At 51.2% G+C, this 18,539-nt stretch carries 15 protein-coding genes and 1 other RNA gene; 14 read left to right on the forward strand and 2 right to left on the reverse strand.

Going from position 1 to position 18,539, the window contains the following annotated elements; all coding sequences use genetic code 11:
* Positions 1–162: 162 nt before the first annotated feature.
* The 9 genes from ydiK (at position 163) to HV350_RS13960 (ending at position 9,424) form a co-directional block, all read left to right on the forward strand.
* Positions 163–1,272, forward strand: a complete 1,110-nt coding sequence (gene ydiK, locus HV350_RS13920; RefSeq protein ID WP_016156362.1) for an AI-2E family transporter YdiK — start codon at positions 163–165, stop codon at positions 1,270–1,272.
* A 184-nt stretch (positions 1,273–1,456) separates the two neighbouring features.
* An RNA gene (rprA, locus tag HV350_RS13925) (antisense sRNA RprA) lies at positions 1,457–1,564 on the forward strand.
* 158 nt (positions 1,565–1,722) lie between these two features.
* Entirely contained in the window at positions 1,723–2,079 is a 357-nt protein-coding gene (locus HV350_RS13930) for a YdiL family protein (protein ID WP_181628737.1), read from the forward strand.
* A 48-nt stretch (positions 2,080–2,127) separates the two neighbouring features.
* On the forward strand, positions 2,128–3,348 hold the full coding sequence (locus HV350_RS13935) for an MFS transporter (RefSeq protein ID WP_094168895.1): 1,221 nt from the start codon (positions 2,128–2,130) through the stop codon (positions 3,346–3,348).
* Positions 3,349–3,588: 240 nt separating this feature from the next.
* The gene (locus HV350_RS13940; protein WP_053390159.1) at positions 3,589–4,824 is read left to right on the forward strand and encodes an MFS transporter; all 1,236 of its coding nucleotides are present in this window, start codon (positions 3,589–3,591) and stop codon (positions 4,822–4,824) included.
* Positions 4,825–4,845: 21 nt separating this feature from the next.
* Positions 4,846–5,712: a quinate/shikimate dehydrogenase gene (gene ydiB / locus HV350_RS13945; RefSeq protein WP_016156358.1), complete on the forward strand. Its 867-nt coding sequence runs from the start codon at positions 4,846–4,848 to the stop codon at positions 5,710–5,712.
* 36 nt (positions 5,713–5,748) lie between these two features.
* Entirely contained in the window at positions 5,749–6,507 is a 759-nt protein-coding gene (gene aroD / locus HV350_RS13950; protein WP_103928149.1) for a type I 3-dehydroquinate dehydratase, read from the forward strand.
* A gap of 156 nt (positions 6,508–6,663) precedes the next feature.
* Entirely contained in the window at positions 6,664–8,259 is a 1,596-nt protein-coding gene (locus HV350_RS13955; RefSeq protein ID WP_047358873.1) for an acyl CoA:acetate/3-ketoacid CoA transferase, read from the forward strand.
* Between the two features lie 13 nt (positions 8,260–8,272).
* Positions 8,273–9,424 carry an acyl-CoA dehydrogenase gene (locus tag HV350_RS13960; protein ID WP_003836610.1) on the forward strand — a complete coding sequence of 384 codons (1,152 nt, stop codon included), beginning with the start codon at positions 8,273–8,275 and terminating at the stop codon, positions 9,422–9,424.
* Between the two features lie 54 nt (positions 9,425–9,478).
* On the opposite strand, the gene HV350_RS13965 is transcribed toward HV350_RS13960, so the two are convergent.
* Positions 9,479–10,369, reverse strand: a complete 891-nt coding sequence (locus tag HV350_RS13965; protein WP_016152891.1) for an AraC family transcriptional regulator — start codon at positions 10,367–10,369, stop codon at positions 9,479–9,481.
* Positions 10,370–10,874: 505 nt separating this feature from the next.
* On the opposite strand from HV350_RS13965, the gene HV350_RS13970 reads away from it, so the two are divergent.
* The 5 genes from HV350_RS13970 (at position 10,875) to fadK (ending at position 15,959) form a co-directional block, all read left to right on the forward strand.
* A complete protein-coding gene (locus tag HV350_RS13970) occupies positions 10,875–11,639 on the forward strand; it encodes an electron transfer flavoprotein (protein ID WP_101700829.1) in 765 nt (254 codons plus the stop codon).
* 21 nt (positions 11,640–11,660) lie between these two features.
* Positions 11,661–12,596: an electron transfer flavoprotein subunit alpha gene (locus HV350_RS13975; protein ID WP_109017539.1), complete on the forward strand. Its 936-nt coding sequence runs from the start codon at positions 11,661–11,663 to the stop codon at positions 12,594–12,596.
* 53 nt (positions 12,597–12,649) lie between these two features.
* A complete protein-coding gene (locus HV350_RS13980; protein ID WP_049040471.1) occupies positions 12,650–13,939 on the forward strand; it encodes an FAD-dependent oxidoreductase in 1,290 nt (429 codons plus the stop codon).
* A complete protein-coding gene (locus tag HV350_RS13985; protein WP_016152887.1) occupies positions 13,936–14,229 on the forward strand; it encodes a ferredoxin in 294 nt (97 codons plus the stop codon). The genes HV350_RS13980 and HV350_RS13985 overlap by 4 nt, the downstream gene beginning before the upstream one ends.
* 83 nt (positions 14,230–14,312) lie before the next feature.
* Positions 14,313–15,959 carry a medium-chain fatty-acid--CoA ligase gene (fadK, locus tag HV350_RS13990; protein WP_049040470.1) on the forward strand — a complete coding sequence of 549 codons (1,647 nt, stop codon included), beginning with the start codon at positions 14,313–14,315 and terminating at the stop codon, positions 15,957–15,959.
* 95 nt (positions 15,960–16,054) lie between these two features.
* Here fadK and ppsA read toward each other — a convergent pair whose 3' ends face one another.
* The gene (gene ppsA / locus HV350_RS13995; RefSeq protein ID WP_016152885.1) at positions 16,055–18,433 is read right to left on the reverse strand and encodes a phosphoenolpyruvate synthase; all 2,379 of its coding nucleotides are present in this window, start codon (positions 18,431–18,433) and stop codon (positions 16,055–16,057) included.
* Positions 18,434–18,539: the final 106 nt, after the last annotated feature.

Raw genomic sequence — 18,539 nt, forward strand, 5'->3', positions numbered from 1 at the left:
TGCTTTGTTTGTTGTATCACATTTTTTTCTAATACGCTCAGCAGATTTACAGGCAGAATCCGCCTGTTAAAAACCGCTGAAATTGCTCATCATTACAGGGTGTCATTTAAGTGTTCACGTCGCGTCAACGTTCTGGCGCAAAGACAAAGGTGAAAAGTATTTATGGTAAATTTCCGCCAGCCCAAGGATATTGCACAAGTGCTGCTATCGGCGCTGTTTTTAGCCGTCATGATTGTGGCCTGTCTTTGGATTGTTCAGCCCTTTATCCTCGGTTTTGCATGGGCGGGGACGGTGGTCATTGCGACCTGGCCGATCCTGCTACGCTTACAAAAATTGCTCTGGGGCCGTCGCTCGCTGGCCGTGCTGGTGATGACCCTGCTGCTGGTGCTGTTGTTCATCATTCCTATCGCGCTACTGGTCAATAGCATTGTTGATGGCAGCGGGCCATTGATCCATGCCGTAACCGCAGGCGATATGACCCTGCCGGATCTGGCGTGGCTGAACAGTATTCCGTTGGTCGGCGCCAAATTGTATGCCGCTTGGCACAGTCTGCTGGATATGGGCGGCGCGGCCATCATGGCCAAGGTTCGTCCTTATATCGGCACAACGACGACCTGGTTTGTTGGCCAGGCTGCACATCTTGGCCGCTTTATGATGCACTGTGGTCTGATGCTGCTGTTCAGCGCCCTGCTGTACTGGCGCGGTGAACAGGTGGCGTTAGGTATTCGCCACTTCGCTTGTCGCCTGGCATCCAAACGTGGCGATGCCGCCATTCTGCTGGCAGCACAAGCCATTCGCGCCGTCGCATTAGGCGTTGTGGTCACCGCGCTGGTGCAGGCAGTGCTCGGTGGTATTGGTCTGGCGGTAACCGGCGTGCCGTACGCCACGTTGCTGGCGGTATTGATGATCCTGTCTTGTCTGGTGCAACTGGGACCATTGCCGGTGCTGGTCCCGGCCATTATCTGGCTGTACTGGACGGGCGATTCAACCTGGGGCACGGTGCTGCTGGTGTGGAGCGGCGTGGTCGGAACGCTGGATAACGTTATTCGCCCGATGCTGATTCGCATGGGGGCCGATTTGCCACTGATCCTGATTCTCTCAGGGGTCATCGGCGGACTGATTGCCTTCGGCATGATTGGTCTGTTTATCGGCCCGGTGGTACTGGCCGTGTCCTGGCGTCTGTTCTCCGCCTGGGTAAACGAAGCCCCTGCGCCAGGTAGCGATCCCGACGAAATCCTCGAAGAAATTGCTGAAATCGAACGCAATAAGTAATCCCACGTCAGGCGGCACCGCCGCCTGACTGTTTAACAATACTAATCAATTCCGCCCACTTACTGAATAAGACCCAACGTTATCCTTCTTTAAATACTCATTTGCTTCGCAAATTATTTACAGTTTTTAAACTATTGAGATGAATCTGATCGACGTAAAAAATCAGTATGCCTACTATTAGCCCATGGCTTTAGATCAACACATTGATTTATAAGCATGGAAATCCCCTGAGTGAAACAACGAATTGCTGTGTGTAGTCTTTGCCCATCTCCCACGATGGGCTTTTTTTTGTCCTTCGCGCGCCTCGCCACCAACCTTACCGCACCACAGCTCCGCTCTTCCCCGTTGATAAACAAATAATATTGCACAAGATACTGTGACTCTCTTCAAGCCGAAATATCCACAGCAATGTTATTACTATTCCACCGTCTTTTATGAGGTGATCAAATAATGAACGCATTGGAACTCCAGGCTATCCGCCATATTTTTGCTATGACGGTAGAAGAAAGCGCTATGTATATCTCGCGGGATCACAATGTTGCCGCCTGGCAACAATGGGAGAATGGCGAAAGGGAAATCCCGGAAGACATCACGCGCATTTGTGCAGAAATGAAAGCCAGACGAAAGTTAAGAATTAACGCCATTATCGAAAAAATAAATAACCGTATCGGTAATAACACCATGCGTTTCTTTCCCGATCTGATCTCTTTTCAGGCGGTTTATCAGCACGATGATTTTCTCGACTGGAAAATCTATCAATCGGTCGCTGTTGAACTGTATGCCCACGACCTTGAGCGTTTGTGTTAAGAGACCGCAGCGCCACACTCATTTAGCCTTTTCGCTGAGTAACATATTATGAAAAACACCTATTTCTCCACTGCGATAGGGCTGTACTTTAATTACCTGGTACACGGCATGGGGGTCATTCTGATGAGCCTCAATATGTCTTCACTGGAACAACAGTGGCACACCGATGCCGCAGGCGTCTCAATTGTTATTTCCTCACTCGGCATTGGCCGTTTAAGCGTGTTATTGGTGGCGGGCATGCTTTCCGATCGCTATGGCCGCAGACCGTTTATTATTTTCGGTATGGTCTGCTACCTGCTGTTCTTTGTAGGCATCATCAATACTCACAGCATTTATATTGCCTATGCTTTTGGATTTTTAGCCGGAATGGCAAACAGTTTTCTTGACGCCGGAACTTACCCCAGCCTGATGGAGGCGTTTCCCCGCTCTCCCGGCACGGCTAATATCTTAATTAAAGCGTTTGTTTCCATCGGTCAGTTTCTGCTGCCGATGATTATCAGTCTGCTGGTGTGGGCAGAACTTTGGTTTGGCTGGTCCTTTCTTGTGGCGGCCGCGGTGATGCTAATCAATGGCGTATTTTTGTTTCGCTGTCGATTCCCGGCCCATCCTGGGCATCAAGCCCCCCTCAAGGCATTACCCGTTGAACAGAAAAGCATACAATCTGAACATCGTTGTTCTCTTCTCGATCTCACCAGTTACACTCTGTACGGCTACATCGCCATGGCGACATTTTATCTGATAAGCCAGTGGTTGGCACAGTACGGACAGTTTGTCGCTGGGATGTCCTACACCTTATCGATCAAGCTGTTAAGCATTTACACCTGCGGTTCTCTACTGTGTGTGTTGATCACCGCGCCACTGGCACGAAAGACGGGGCGCGCAACCTCTCTGTTAATGCTGTACACCTTTATCTCATTTATCGCATTGCTGATGGTCTGCCTGCATCCGTCGATCTACATGGTGATCGTCTTCGCATTTGTCATCGGTTTCTCTTCAGCCGGGGGCGTTGTACAAATCGGTTTAACGCTGATGGCCGCACGCTTTCCCGATGCGAAGGGCAAAGCCACCGGGATTTACTACAGCGCGGGCAGCATTGCGACCTTCACCATCCCACTGATAACGGCAAGACTCTCGCAGACCAGCATTGCTCACATCATGTGGTTTGATACCGGCATAGCCGCGGTAGGCTTCCTGTTAGCATTGTTTATTGGCTATCGCAGCCGTATCGCGACAAAGCAGCAACTAAACATGGCGACGGTCGTAAAATAACGCGGATGCAATATTGTTCTCCCCCGTTGCAAAATAATTGGTCGCGGTTTTAAAACTTCAGCAAAATGTTGGTTGAAAGAATTAAGTTTCACAGTTGAGCATGCAACATACCTGGTAACTTAAACGCCATGCTATGTAGGCACAATATCAGCACCCCGGTATATTAATCACAAGGTCGCCGCAATTTAAACAAAATCGACGAGCACAGAACAATTTTAAAATCCGCAAGGAGTTGTGAACATGTCTCAAAATAAGACCTTTAATACGCCATTTCTTTTGGCGATAATCTGTATTTACTTAAGTTATTTTTTACACGGCATTAGCGTCATTACACTGGCGCAAAATATGAGCTCTCTCGCAGAAAAATTCTCCACTGACAATGCTGGGATAGCCTATTTAATTTCCGGCATTGGTCTTGGCCGCCTGGTGAGTATTTTATTCTTTGGTGTGCTCTCAGATAAATTTGGTAGACGGGCTATCATTCTGTTAGGAGCAATTCTGTACATGCTGTTTTTCTTCGGCATTCCCGCCAGCCCGAATCTGATGATTGCCTTTATTCTCGCTGTTTGTGTCGGCGTCGCTAACTCGGCCCTGGATACAGGTGGCTATCCGGCTTTGATGGAATGCTTCCCTAAGGCGTCTGGGTCAGCGGTTATCCTGGTTAAAGCGATGGTCTCATTCGGGCAGATGATCTACCCCATCGTCGTCAGCACCATGCTGCTCAACCATATCTGGTACGGCTATGCGGTCATTATCCCGGGGGTACTGTTCGTCGTCATAACGTTGATGCTGCTCAAAAGCCGTTTCCCCAGCCAGATGGTGGATGCGGGCATTGCAAAAGAGCTACCGCAGATGAACAGTAAACCGCTGGTCTGGCTGGAAGGCGTAGCCTCCGTTATGTTTGGGGTGGCCGCATTCTCGACCTTTTACGTCATCGTGGTCTGGATGCCGAAATACGCGATGGCATTTGCCGGCATGGCAGAAGCCGACGCGCTGAAAACCATCTCTTACTACAGTATGGGATCGCTGGTCTGCGTGTTTATTTTTGCTGTACTGCTCAAGAAAATGGTTCGACCCATTTGGGCGAATGTGTTTAACGCCGGGCTGGCAACCCTCACCGCAGCGGTTATCTATTTATATCCATCCCCATTGGTGTGTAACGCCGGTTCATTTCTTATCGGGTTTTCTGCCGCAGGCGGTATTTTACAGCTCGGCGTTTCGGTGATGTCAGAGTTTTTCCCCAGGAGCAAAGCCAAGGTCACCAGTATTTATATGATGATGGGGGGCGTAGCCAACTTTATTATCCCATTAATCACCGGATACCTTTCAAACATTGGCCTGCAGTACATCATTTTGCTGGACCTCGCATTTGCTTTGCTGGCCTTCATCACCGCCATCATCGTCTTTATTCGTTACTACCGCGTATTTGATATTCCCAAAAATGATGTGCGGTTGGGCGAACGTTATTTTCAATAAATTGCTTAGAAGGAGTATCAAATGGACGTAACTGCAAAATATGAACTGATTGGTCTGATGGCCTACCCTATCAGACACAGCCTGTCGCCTGAAATGCAAAATAAGGCATTAGAAAAAGCGGGATTACCTTTTACCTACATGGCATTTGAAGTCGATAACTCCACGTTTGCTAATGCGATTGCCGGGCTGAAGGCCTTAAAAATGCGCGGTACCGGAGTCTCGATGCCCAACAAGCAGCTGGCATGTGAATATGTTGATGAATTAACGCCTGCAGCCAAACTGGTCGGCGCGATTAATACTATCGTCAATGATGATGGTTACCTGCGCGGCTACAATACTGATGGCACGGGGCATATTCGCGCCATCAAGGAAAGCGGTTTCGATATCAGGGGTAAAACCATGGTACTGTTGGGCGCAGGCGGCGCGTCAACGGCCATTGGCGCCCAGGCAGCGATTGAAGGCATCAAAGAAATCAAACTCTTTAACCGTCAAGATGAGTTCTTTGCCAAAGCACAGGAATTCGCCAAACGTGTTAATGAAAATACCGATTGCGTGGTCACCGTTATCGATCTCGACGATCGACAGGCTTTTGCGGACGCACTGGCAAGCGCGGATATTCTGACCAACGGTACGAAAGTGGGAATGAAGCCGCTGGAGAACGAATCTCTGGTGACCGACGTTTCCCTGCTACGCCCGGATCTGCTGGTGACTGAATGCGTCTACAACCCGCATATGACCAAATTATTGCAACAGGCACAACTTGCCGGTTGCAAAACGATTGATGGTTACGGCATGTTGTTATGGCAAGGGGCTGAACAGTTTAAACTCTGGACCGGGAAAGATTTCCCTCTTGAGTATGTGAAACAGGTTATGGGTTTTGCAGCCTGATGGGCAAGCATTTGTAAAATATTTAAAGGGTAATCGATGAAAACCGTAACCGTAAAAAACCTCGTCATTGGCGAGGGTGCGCCGAAGATCATTGTCTCACTGATGGGTAAAGACATCGCAACGGTAAAAAGCGAAGCGCTGGCCTATCGCGAGGCGGATTTCGACATTCTGGAATGGCGCGTTGACCATTTCACCGAGGTGTCCTCCGTTGATGTCGTACTGGAAGCTGCACGCGCCATCCGCGATGTGATGGCTGACAAACCGCTGCTGTTCACCTTCCGTAGTGCCAAAGAAGGTGGTGAACAGGCGCTGGCTGTCGAAAACTATATTGCGCTAAACCGTGCGGCGATAGATAGCGGTCTGGTCGATATGATCGATCTGGAGCTTTTCACCGGTGACGAACTGATTAAAGCCACCGTCGAATATGCACATGCAAAAAATGTCGCCGTCATTATGTCGAATCATGATTTCCATAAGACGCCAGCGGCACAAGAGATTGTCCTGCGCCTGCGTAAAATGCAGGAGCTTGGCGCTGATATCCCGAAAATCGCCCTGATGCCGCAAAACAAGACGGATGTATTGACCCTGCTTGGCGCCACGCTGGAAATGCAGGAACGCTATGCCGATCGCCCGATCATTACCATGTCGATGGCTAAAACAGGGGTGATTTCACGTCTGTCCGGTGAGGTTTTCGGTTCAGCGGCAACCTTTGGCGCGGTGAAAAAAGCCTCTGCCCCTGGGCAAATTTCGGTCACCGACCTACGTACCGTTTTGACCATATTGCATCAGGCGTAATAGTACTGTTTATCCATATTAATATCAGTAATGCCCTGCCCCAGATATTCGCTTAATCCCGAATATCGGGCAGATGGCCGGACATTATTAAATAACTCACATTATTATTGTCGAATATAGCGACAGGTAGTCGCACGCATATAATCTGGAGTTCATATGAAATTATCAAGACCAAAACGCATTGATGGTCGGGTCCCCGTATTATCCGCAGTGGATGCCATTAATTATATTCCTGATGAGGCAACGCTCTGTGTATTAGGCGCAGGCGGCGGTATTCTCGAAGCAACAACATTAATTAACGCGCTGGCTGAAAAATATAAAAACTCACACTCTCCCCGAAACTTATCATTGATTAGCCCAACGGGATTAGGTGACCGTGCTGACCGTGGAATTAGCCCGTTAGCACAAGAAGGTTTAGTCAAATGGGCATTATGCGGCCACTGGGGACAATCACCACGAATTTCCGACCTCGCTGAGCAGAATAAAATTGCCGCCTATAACTATCCTCAGGGCGTATTAACCCAGACCCTGCGTGCCTCGGCAGCCCACCAGCCGGGTATTCTGAGTGAGATCGGTATCGGAACATTTGTCGATCCCCGCCAACAGGGCGGAAAGCTGAATGAAGTGACCACCGAAGATCTGATCAAGCTGGTGGAAATTGATAACAAAGAGTACCTCTATTACAAAGCCATTGCGCCAAACATCGCCTTTATTCGCGCCACCACCTGCGACAGCGAAGGTTACGCCACGTTTGAAGATGAAGTTATGTATCTCGACGCGCTGGTGATTGCTCAGGCCGTTCACAACAACGGCGGCATCGTCATGATGCAGGTGCAAAAAATGGTGAAGAAAGCCACACTGCACCCAAAAGCCGTGCGTATTCCGGGCTATCTGGTCGATATTGTGGTCATCGATCCCGATCAAACTCAATTGTACGGCGGCGCGCCGGTTAACCGCTTTATCTCGGGCGATTTTGTCCTTGATGACAGCCAGCAGACTGCCCTGCCGCTCAATCAGCGTAAACTGGTGGCCCGACGCGCCCTGTTCGAAATGCGTAAAGGCGCGGTCGGCAACGTTGGCGTGGGTATCGCCGATGGTATTGGTCTCGTTGCTCGCGAAGAAGGCTGCGCTGACGACTTTATTCTGACGGTCGAGACCGGTCCGATTGGCGGAATTACCTCCCAGGGCATCGCTTTTGGCGCCAACGTCAACACCCGCGCGATTCTGGATATGACCTCCCAGTTTGACTTCTACCACGGCGGTGGGCTGGATGTCTGCTATTTAAGCTTCGCCGAAGTGGATCGCCACGGCAATGTCGGCGTACATAAATTCAATGGCAAAATTATGGGGACCGGCGGTTTTATCGATATTAGCGCCACCTCGAAGAAAATAATATTTTGCGGCACGTTAACTGCCGGAAGCCTGAAAACGGAAGTGGCCAATGGCAAATTAAATATCGTGCAGGAAGGCCGGGTGAAAAAATTCGTCAACGAATTACCAGAAGTCACTTTCAGCGGAAAAATTGCACTCGAGCGCGGACTGGATGTCCGTTACATCACCGAGCGTGCTGTATTTACGTTAAAAGAAGATGGCCTTCATTTAGTCGAAATTGCGCCAGGAGTCTCTTTACAGGAAGACATTCTGGACAAAATGGATTTCCCTCCGGTTATTTCTCCGGAACTGAAACTGATGGACGAAAGATTATTTATCGATGCTTCGATGGGTTTTATATTGCCCGATGCCGCCAATTAAAAGGAGTACCCTGATGGATTTTTCATTAACTGAAGAACAAGAGCTGCTGCTTGCCAGCATTCGCGAACTGATTACCAGCAATTTCCCGGAGGAATATTTCCGTACCTGCGATCAGACGGCGACCTATCCGAAAGAGTTTATGCGCGCCCTTGCGGACAACGGTATTTCAATGCTGGGCGTTCCGGAAGAATTTGGCGGCATCCCGGCAGATTACGTCACACAGATGCTGGCACTGATGGAAGTTTCCAAATGCGGCGCACCCGCTTTTTTAATCACGAACGGTCAGTGTATTCACAGTATGCGTCGTTTTGGCTCCGCCGAGCAGTTACGTAAAACAGCAGAAAGCACCATGGAAACGGGCGATCCGGCTTATGCGCTGGCATTAACCGAACCGGGAGCAGGTTCAGACAATAACAGCGCCACCACCAGCTACACCCGCAAAAACGGCAAGGTATATCTCAACGGGCAAAAAACCTTTATCACCGGCGCTAAAGAGTATCCTTATATGCTGGTACTGGCTCGCGATCCGGAGCCGAAAGATCCGAAGAAAGCCTTTACGCTGTGGTGGGTGGATTCGAAGAAACCCGGCATTAAGGTGAACCCGTTGCATAAAATCGGCTGGCACATGCTCAGCACCTGCGAAGTTTATCTTGATGATGTTGAAGTAGACGAAAGCGATATGGTCGGCGAAGAAGGCATGGGCTTCCTCAACGTCATGTACAACTTTGAGATGGAACGGTTGATCAACGCCGCGCGTAGTACCGGTTTCGCCGAGTGCGCCTTCGAAGATGCCGCCCGTTACGCTAACCAGCGCATCGCATTTGGTAAACCGATTGGCCATAACCAGATGATCCAGGAAAAACTGGCGCTGATGGCGATTAAAATTGAAAACATGCGCAATATGGTGTTGAAAGTCGCCTGGCAGGCCGATCAGGAACAGTCGCTGCGGACCAGCGCGGCGTTGGCAAAACTGTACTGCGCCCGCACGGCAATGGAAGTGATTGATGACGCCATTCAGATCATGGGCGGGCTGGGTTACACCGATGAAGCGCGCGTTTCCCGATTCTGGCGCGATGTTCGCTGCGAGCGCATTGGCGGCGGCACCGACGAAATTATGATTTACGTCGCCGGACGCCAAATCCTGAAAGATTATCAGAATAAGTAAGCGGTAATCCGTGCCGGATAGCGCACAAGCGTTTTCCGGCACGATCCAGGATAATCAGACCTCTGGCATCAAGCATTCCTGCTCAACCAGATTATTTTTAAACTGCTTGCGATAATCACTGGGGGTACAACCCACATGCCGCTGAAAGAGTTTGGCAAAGTGATCGACATTTTCATACCCTACCCGCCAGGAGATTTCCGCTAACGAAGCTTCCGTATTCGTCAGGGCAAATTTCGCCTCGGTCATTCGTCGCTGAATCACATAATTGATCGGCGAAATTCGATACTCCTTAGTAAATTCATGGCAGATATAACTCACGCTGGCCCGGAATTTTTTGGATAACTGATCGAGAGTAATTTTTTCACGGAAGTTATTATTTAAATAAACCAGCACATCTTTAATTAAGACATCTTTTTTAATATAACCTTGCTCAGAACGATAGGCATTTTTAAAGTTTTCGTAAAATAAAACGGTTAGAGCATAAGCAAAAGCGTCGTAGGCTGAAGATGTCAGGTTATTTTTGCTCTGGGGGAGCATAACCCCCAACTCATTAAAGATACTCTTAATAACTTCCTTCCCCTGAGTAACGCTAATCACCGGACACGAGTGCATCTGCAATAGCTGATTATCCTGCCAGCCGTTGAAACGAAAACCGTAGAGCGCGCAGGTGTAAGTCGTTGCAGGCGCGCTACTATCCGAAGCAACCGCATGGAGTCGCCCTTGCTCTATCACCACGATATCCCCGGCATGCGCGACATACAGCGACGAATCGATAATTAATCTTGCGACCCCTTTTTTGACATAAATAAGCTCTGTTTCATTATCGTGAACGTGATGACCCGACTCCCAGTTAGGGTCATCACTGATGACGAATCGCGAGAATCTCGGGGTTTTCCCCTGTTCAAAAAGGGTCTCCACGGCATTATCAAAGCAGCGTTGATACATGACAACCTCCACCTAAAGGCAGCAATTTTGGGATTATTAATATCAGAAAATAAAAATGATAATGACGTTATACAACGTTATTCCTTCCCGGCGAAACAAAATTATTTGCCCCGTCTGCAAGATGACACCTTTTGCTTTGGTACATTGCTGCCATTGATTATTTGCGTTTTATAATAATCAAAAAGAATAAATGTTATTAAGTCTGCATTAATAATTTACATATAAGAAACAAATTCAGCGCAGAGGCGATTAAAAACATGACGCATTTCGCAATTATTTTCACTGTCTTTGTGTTCCCGTTTTTTCCTCTGGGACGCACAGTCTGATTATTGCTGATAAACCAGGCATTCCCGGGACGTTTTTTTTGCAAGATTGTTGGCAATGAAAACAGATTTCCCCGTCGAAAACAGCCCTCCCTCTGTCGCACACTATTTTCAGTCAATTTTCCCTACTGTCGATAATGACGCACCACGTCATCATCCACACGAGAATCACTGGAGATGCCATGAAAATAATAACCTGCTTTAAGTTGGTGCCTGAAGAACAGGACATTGTTGTTACCCCACAGCGCTCGCTTAACTTTGACCGGGCCGATGCCAAAATCAGCCAGTTTGACTTAAATGCGATAGAGGCCGCAGCGCAGCTTAGCGCGGAGGGTGATGAAATCATCGCCTTAACGGTGGGCGGGTCGCTACTACAAAACTCCAAAGTGCGTAAAGACGTGCTGTCCCGCGGGCCGGACAGTTTGTATATGGTGCAGGATCCACAGCTGGAGCATTCATTACCCCGGGATACCGCTCAGGCGGTGGCCTGTGCAGCCAAAAATATGGATTTCGACCTGATGCTGTTCGGTGAAGGATCGGGGGATATCTACGCGCAGCAGGTCGGCTTACTGGTTGGCGAACTATTACAGCTCCCGGTGATTAATGCCGTCAGCAGCATCCAACGTAACGGCGATCGCCTTGTGGTTGAGCGCACACTTGAAGATGAAGTCGAAGTAATTGATCTGCCGCTCCCCGCCGTACTGTGCGTGACGTCGGATATCAACACACCGCGTATTCCCTCGATGAAGGCGATTCTGGGCGCGGGTAAAAAACCGGTCACCCCGTGGCAAGCCAGCGATATTGGTTGGATACCTGCGTCACCGTTAGCGGAGCTGGTGAGTCTCACCGTGCCGCCGCAAACCGAACGTCAGCACATCATTCTGGAAAATGACTCAGCAGAAGCCATTGCCGAACTGGCTGAACACCTGAAAAAAGCCCTGAACTAAGCCCAACGGAGAGAAATCATCATGAGTAAATTAGCCAACGTCTGGGTGTTCAGTGATAACGTAGAACGCTATGCAGAATTAATGGCCGGCGCTCGCCTGTGGGGTGAGCAGGTTCACCTTATCGTACAAGGCAGCGACCAGGCCAATCAGTTGCAAGCCCTGGGCGCCGATAAGATAGTCGTGCTCGACGCAACCTCCGGTTTACAGCGTGTTGAAAATTACGCTGAGACCATCGCCGCCCTGATGCAGGAACACGCCGGGCTGCTGCTGATGTCCGCGACTAAACGAGCCAAATCCCTTGGCGCACGCTTAAGTATTCAGCTCAACGCAGCGATGGTGAACGACGCCACATCGGTAACGCTGGATGCAGGCATTTTGTTCGCCGAACACCGGATGTATGGTGGTCTGGCATTTGGCAAAGAAAAAATCAAAAGTACGCTGGCGATTATCACGCTTGCTCCAGGCCTGCTTGAACCGGTCGCGGAAAACGCCTCGCACAACTGCCCGGTTGTCTCAGCAACGTACATCGCGCCGCACCATGAAGTGATGTGCCTGGAGCGTCGCGCCAAATCCGTGAGCAGCGTGGATCTCAGCAAAGCCAGGCGCGTGGTGGGTGTGGGTCGCGGTCTGGTGGCGCAAAACGATCTGGAAATGGTGCGCCAACTGGCATCGGTGCTGGGTGCTGAAGTGGGTTGTTCACGACCGATTGCCGAAGGCGAAAACTGGATGGAACGCGAACGCTACATTGGCGTTTCTGGCGTGTTATTGAAATCAGACCTGTATCTCACGCTGGGCATCTCAGGACAAATTCAGCATATGGTCGGCGGTAACGGCGCGAAAGTCATTGTCGCCATCAACAAAGATAAAAAAGCCCCTATTTTCAATTACGCCGATTACGGTCTGGTGGGCGACATCTACAAAGTGGTTCCGGCCCTTATCGACCATCTCAGCCGCTAATCCCGTTAACGCACATCTCCCGCTGCCCTCGCGGCGGGAAAGGAGCATAAAGCATGTCAGATGAAAAATTTGATGCCATTGTGGTCGGGGCTGGTGTAGCGGGTACAATGGCAGGTTACGTTATGGCCCGGGCCGGACTGGACGTACTGGTCATTGAGCGCGGCAACAGTGCGGGCAGTAAAAATATGACCGGCGGGAGACTCTACGCGCACAGCCTTGAGCGCATCATGCCCGGATTCGCGCAGGAAGCGCCTCTCGAACGTAAAGTCACCCGCGAAAAAATCTCCTTCCTGACCGAAGAGAGCGCCGTTACCCTCGACTTCCATCGTGAAAAAGACAACGCGCCAGCGCAGGACTCTTATACCGTTTTGCGCAACCGGCTTGACCCATGGCTAATGGAAAAAGCGGAACAGGCTGGCGTGCAGTTTATCCCCGGCGTGCGCGTCGACGCGCTAATTCGCGAAGGCAATAAGGTCACCGGAGTACAAGCCGGGGACGATATCCTCGAAGCCAATATTGTCATCCTAGCCGATGGCGTTAATTCTATGCTGGGACGGTCGCTGGGGATGGTTCCCCCCTCTTCTGCGCAGCACTATGCCGTTGGCGTAAAAGAGCTGATCGGCTTACCGTCAGCGGTGATTGCGGATCGGTTCAATCTGTCAGGCAACGAAGGTGCAGCCTGGCTGTTCGCAGGCTCACCGTCTGATGGACTGATGGGAGGCGGATTTCTGTATACCAACCAGGATTCCATCTCTCTGGGCCTGGTGTGTGGTCTGGGGGATATTGCCCATGCCACGAAAAGCATTCCGCAAATGCTGGAAGACTTTAAGCGACACCCGACTATTCGTCCGCTGATTGCCGGCGGTGAACTGCTGGAGTATTCCGCACATATGGTACCGGAAGGCGGTCTGGCAATGGTTCCGAAACTGGTTGATGACGGGGTAATGATCGTCGGCGATGCCGCTGGTTTCTGTCTGAATCTGGGTTATACCGTGCGCGGCATGGATTTGGCGATAGCCTCCGCAGAAGCCGCCGCCCAAACAGCCATTGCAGCAAAAGAGCGCCAGGATTACTCGGCCAGTAGCCTGATGGATTACAAACGCGCCCTCGAACAGGGCTGTGTGATGCGTGATTTGCAGCATTTTCGCAAGATCCCGGCGCTGATGGAAAACCCGCGCCTGTTCACCCAGTATCCCCGCATGGTGGCCGATATCATGAACGATATGTTTACCGTTGACGGAAGCCCAAATCAGCCCGTTCGCAAGATGATCATGTCCCATGCCAGGCAGATTGGGCTGATGAACTTACTGAAAGACGGCATCAAGGGGGCCACCGCACTATGAATCAGGACACTAACGTTAACGTCGACGTCAAACTGGGCGTCAATAAATTTAATGTTGATGAAGGCCACCCGCACATCATTCTGGCTGAACATCCCGACCTTAATGAATTTCGCAAGTTGCTGAAAGCCTGCCCCGCCGGACTGTATAAACAGGATGAGAGTGGAAATATTCATTTTGATTCCGCAGGCTGCCTGGAGTGCGGCACCTGCCGGGTGCTGTGCGGTGACACGATCCTCACACAATGGGAATACCCGCTCGGAACATTTGGCGTTGATTTCCGCTACGGCTAACGGATTTTGCATGTTGTACGCCGGATTGGCCCCGCCTGGCCATCCGGTCAGATGTATGCCGAAATAATCCTGGGAATAACTTCATGAGTATCACACTTACGTTTAACGCCGAACGTCGCCAGGCCTGGCGACAACTGGGTTTATGGGGAGATGCTTCGCTTGGCGATTACTGGCACCAAACCGCCAGAGCCATGCCGGATAAAATCGCCGTGGTTGATAATCATGGCGCTTCATATACCTACGCTGCACTCGACGATGCTGCCAGCAGTCTGGCAACCTGGTTTGTAGCCTGCGGGATCCAACCCGGCGATCGCATTGCCTTTCAGTTGCCTGGCTGGTGCGAGTTCACCATTATCTACCTGGCCTGCCTGAAAACCGGAGCCGTTTCCGTACCACTGCTGCCTGCCTGGCGCGAAGCGGAACTGGTGTGGGTACTGAACAAATGCAAAGCGAAGATTTTTTTCGCACCGACGTTGTTTAAACAGACCCGACCGGTTGATCTGATCCTCCCCTTGCAAAACCAGTTGCCGCATCTGCAACAGATTGTCGCCGTAGATAAACTGGCACCGGCCACCGCCTCGCTGGCGTTCAGCCAACTGCTTCAGGCTCCGCCATTAACCCAGGTTATTAACGTTCACGCCGATGAACTGGCTGCCGTGCTGTTTACCTCCGGAACCGAGGGAATGCCGAAAGGCGTAATGTTAACCCACAACAATATCCTTGCCAGCGAACGCGCCTACTGTGCCCGACTCAATCTCACCTGGCAGGATGTGGTTTTGATGCCCGCCCCACTGGGACACGCTACCGGTTTTTTGCATGGCGTTACCGCGCCGTTTTTAATCGGCGCACGCAGCGTATTGTTGGATATATTCACCCCAACCGCCTGTCTTGAACTGCTCGAGCAACAACGCTGTACCTGCGTGCTCGGTGCAACCCCCTTCGTCTACGACATGTTGTGTAGTCTGGAAAAACGGCCCTGTGATCTCACATCACTACGTTTTTTCTTATGCGGTGGCACCACCATTCCGCAAAAGATTGCCCGTGACTGCCAACAGCGCGGCATTAAATTGTTAAGCATCTATGGTTCGACGGAGAGCTCGCCGCATGCGCTGGTCAATCTCGACGATTCACTTTCACGCATAATGAATACCGATGGATATGCCGCCGCAGGCGTGGAAATTAAAGTCGTCGATGAAGCGCGCAATACGTTGCCTGCAGGGTGCGAAGGTGAAGAGGCCTCGCGTGGCCCCAATGTTTTTATGGGCTACCTCGATGAGCCTGAACTGACCGCCCGCGCGCTGGACAAAGATGGCTGGTATTACAGTGGCGACTTATGCCGCATGGACGAAGCGGGATACATCAAAATTACCGGGCGTAAAAAAGATATTATTGTGCGCGGTGGGGAAAACATCAGCAGCCGCGAAGTGGAGGATATTTTATTACAGCATCCGCGCATTCATGATGCCTGCGTTGTCGCGATGCCAGACGATCGGTTAGGTGAACGGTCGTGCGCTTATGTGGTGCTGAAACCGCCGCATCATTCGCTGTCGCTGGAATCAGTGGTGGCCTTTTTTAGCCGCAAACGGGTGGCAAAGTATAAATATCCGGAACACATCGTCATTGTCGAAACGTTACCGCGCACGGCGTCAGGCAAGGTACAAAAATACCAGCTGCGTCAGGATATCATTCAGCGTTTAAGCGTGGAGAGTGTGGAAAGCGTTGAAGGGTAAAGTACCGGATGGCAATGCTAACACCTCTAATCCGGCCTACGTTGCACACTAACCGTAGGCCGGATAAGGCATTTACACCACCATCCGGCATGATGTTACTTCTTCAGTTCAGCCAGGCTCAGCCAGGTCTGCACGACGGTGTCCGGGTTCAGCGACAGACTGTCGATCCCCTCTTCCATCAGCCAGGCGGCGAAGTCTTCGTGATCGGATGGACCCTGACCGCAAATACCAACGTATTTGCCCTGTTTCTTGGCTGCACGAATCGCCATCGACAGCAGCGCTTTCACCGCGTCGTTACGCTCGTCAAACAGTTCAGAAACCACACCAGAGTCACGGTCCAGTCCCAACGCCAGCTGCGTCATGTCGTTTGAACCGATGGAGAAGCCGTCAAAGTACTCAAGGAACTGCTCGGCCAGCAAGGCGTTGGATGGGATCTCGCACATCATGATGATCTTCAGTCCGTTCTCACCGCGTTTCAGCCCCTGACGCGCCAGCTCTTCCACTACCGCTTTCGCCTGGGCAACGGTACGTACAAACGGTACCATCACTTCTACGTTAGTCAGGCCCATATCGTTACGGACACGTTTCACTGCGTCACATTCCAGCGCGAAACAGTCGCGGAAGCTATCAGCAATGTAACGGCCCGCCCCGCGGAAGCCCAGCATCGGGTTCTCTTCATGCGGCTCATAACGCTCACCGCCGACGAGGTTGGCATATTCGTTGGACTTAAAGTCTGACATACGCACGATAACGCGTTTTGGATAGAACGCCGCACCCAGCGTGGCGATCCCTTCCGTCAGACGACCAACGTAGAATTCACGCGGGGAATCAAAACCTTTCATCATGCCGCGGATTTCGTTTTGCAGCTCAGGCGTCTGGTCATCGAACTCCAGCAACGCACGCGGGTGTACGCCAATCATGCGGTTGATGATAAATTCCAGACGCGCCAGGCCGACACCTTCGTTTGGCAGACAGGCGAAGTCGAAAGCCCGGTCCGGGTTACCCACGTTCATCATCACCTTCAACGGCAGATCCGGCATGGTCTCCACGCTGGAACTCTTCACGCTGAAGTCGAGCATCTCAGCGTAAACATAACCGGTATCACCCTCGGCACAGGAGACAGTGACTTTCTCACCGTCCTTCATACGCTCGGTGGCATCACCACAGCCAACCACGGCCGGGATCCCCAGTTCACGGGCAATGATCGCCGCGTGGCAGGTACGACCGCCACGGTTGGTGACAATCGCCGCCGCTTTCTTCATGATCGGTTCCCAGTCCGGGTCGGTCATGTCGGTAACCAGGACGTCGCCAGGTTCGATACGGTTCATTTCGCTGATGTCCTGAATGACTTTGACCGGACCCGCGCCAATGCGGTGACCGATAGCACGACCTTCAGCAATAATTTTACCCTGAGCATGCAGCGTATAACGCTCCATCACCTGGCCGCGCGAGCGCACAGTTTCCGGACGCGCCTGCACAATGAACAGTTTGCCGGTATGACCGTCTTTCGCCCATTCGATGTCCATCGGACGACCGTAGTGCTTCTCGATCTGTACCGCCTGCTTCGCCAGTTCCTGCACTTCTGCGTTGGTCAGGGAGAAAATGTCGCGCTGCTCCTGCGGTACATCTTCAATCGTCACCTGCTTGCCATGTTCCTGGGTTGGCGCGTAGACCATGCGGATTTTTTTCGAACCCATTGTGCGACGGACGATCGCCGGACGGTTTGCCGCCAGAGTCGGTTTGTGCACGTAGAATTCATCCGGGTTAACGGCACCCTGCACGACCATCTCGCCCAGGCCCCATGCGGAAGTGATGAACACCACCTGATCGAAACCGGATTCGGTATCGATGGAGAACATTACGCCGGAAGACGCGAGGTCTGAGCGCACCATCCGCTGAACGCCAGCAGAGAGCGCCACGCCACGATGGTCATAACCCTGGTGAACGCGATAAGAGATTGCACGGTCGTTAAACAGCGAGGCAAAGACGTGTTTGATAGCAACCAGTACGGCATCAAATCCCTGGACGTTGAGGAAGGTTTCCTGCTGACCGGCAAATGACGCATCTGGCATATCTTCTGCGGTGGCGGAAGAGCGCACGGCAAAAGAGGCATGGGCATCGTCTGCTGACAGCTGCGCGTAGGCATCGCGGACGGCATTTTCCAGCTCCGGCTGGAAAGGAGTGTCGATAATCCACTGGCGGATCTGTGCGCCGGCTTTCGCAAGCTCGGTGACATCGTCAATATCCGTTTTATCCAGCAGCTCATAAATGCGCTGGTTTACACCGCTCTGGTCCAGAAACTGGTTAAACGCATCGGCGGTCGTTGCAAAACCATTCGGTACGGAAACACCCATACCGGAAAGGTTAGTAATCATTTCACCCAGGGAGGCATTTTTGCCCCCAACTCTGTCTACATCATTCATGCCGAGTTGGTTATACCAAAGCACCAGCGGTGACGAGCCATTGTTGGACATCGAACAATCCTTATATATGAACGAGGTTAGGAAACTCAATTTTGCGTAATTATCTTTGCATATTTACTTCAGCGAAAAAAACGGTGAATCGTTCAAGCAACTTTAT

The sequence above is a fragment of the Citrobacter sp. RHBSTW-01013 genome (genome assembly GCF_013781985.1).
Taxonomy (GTDB): Bacteria; Pseudomonadota; Gammaproteobacteria; order Enterobacterales; family Enterobacteriaceae; genus Citrobacter; species Citrobacter braakii.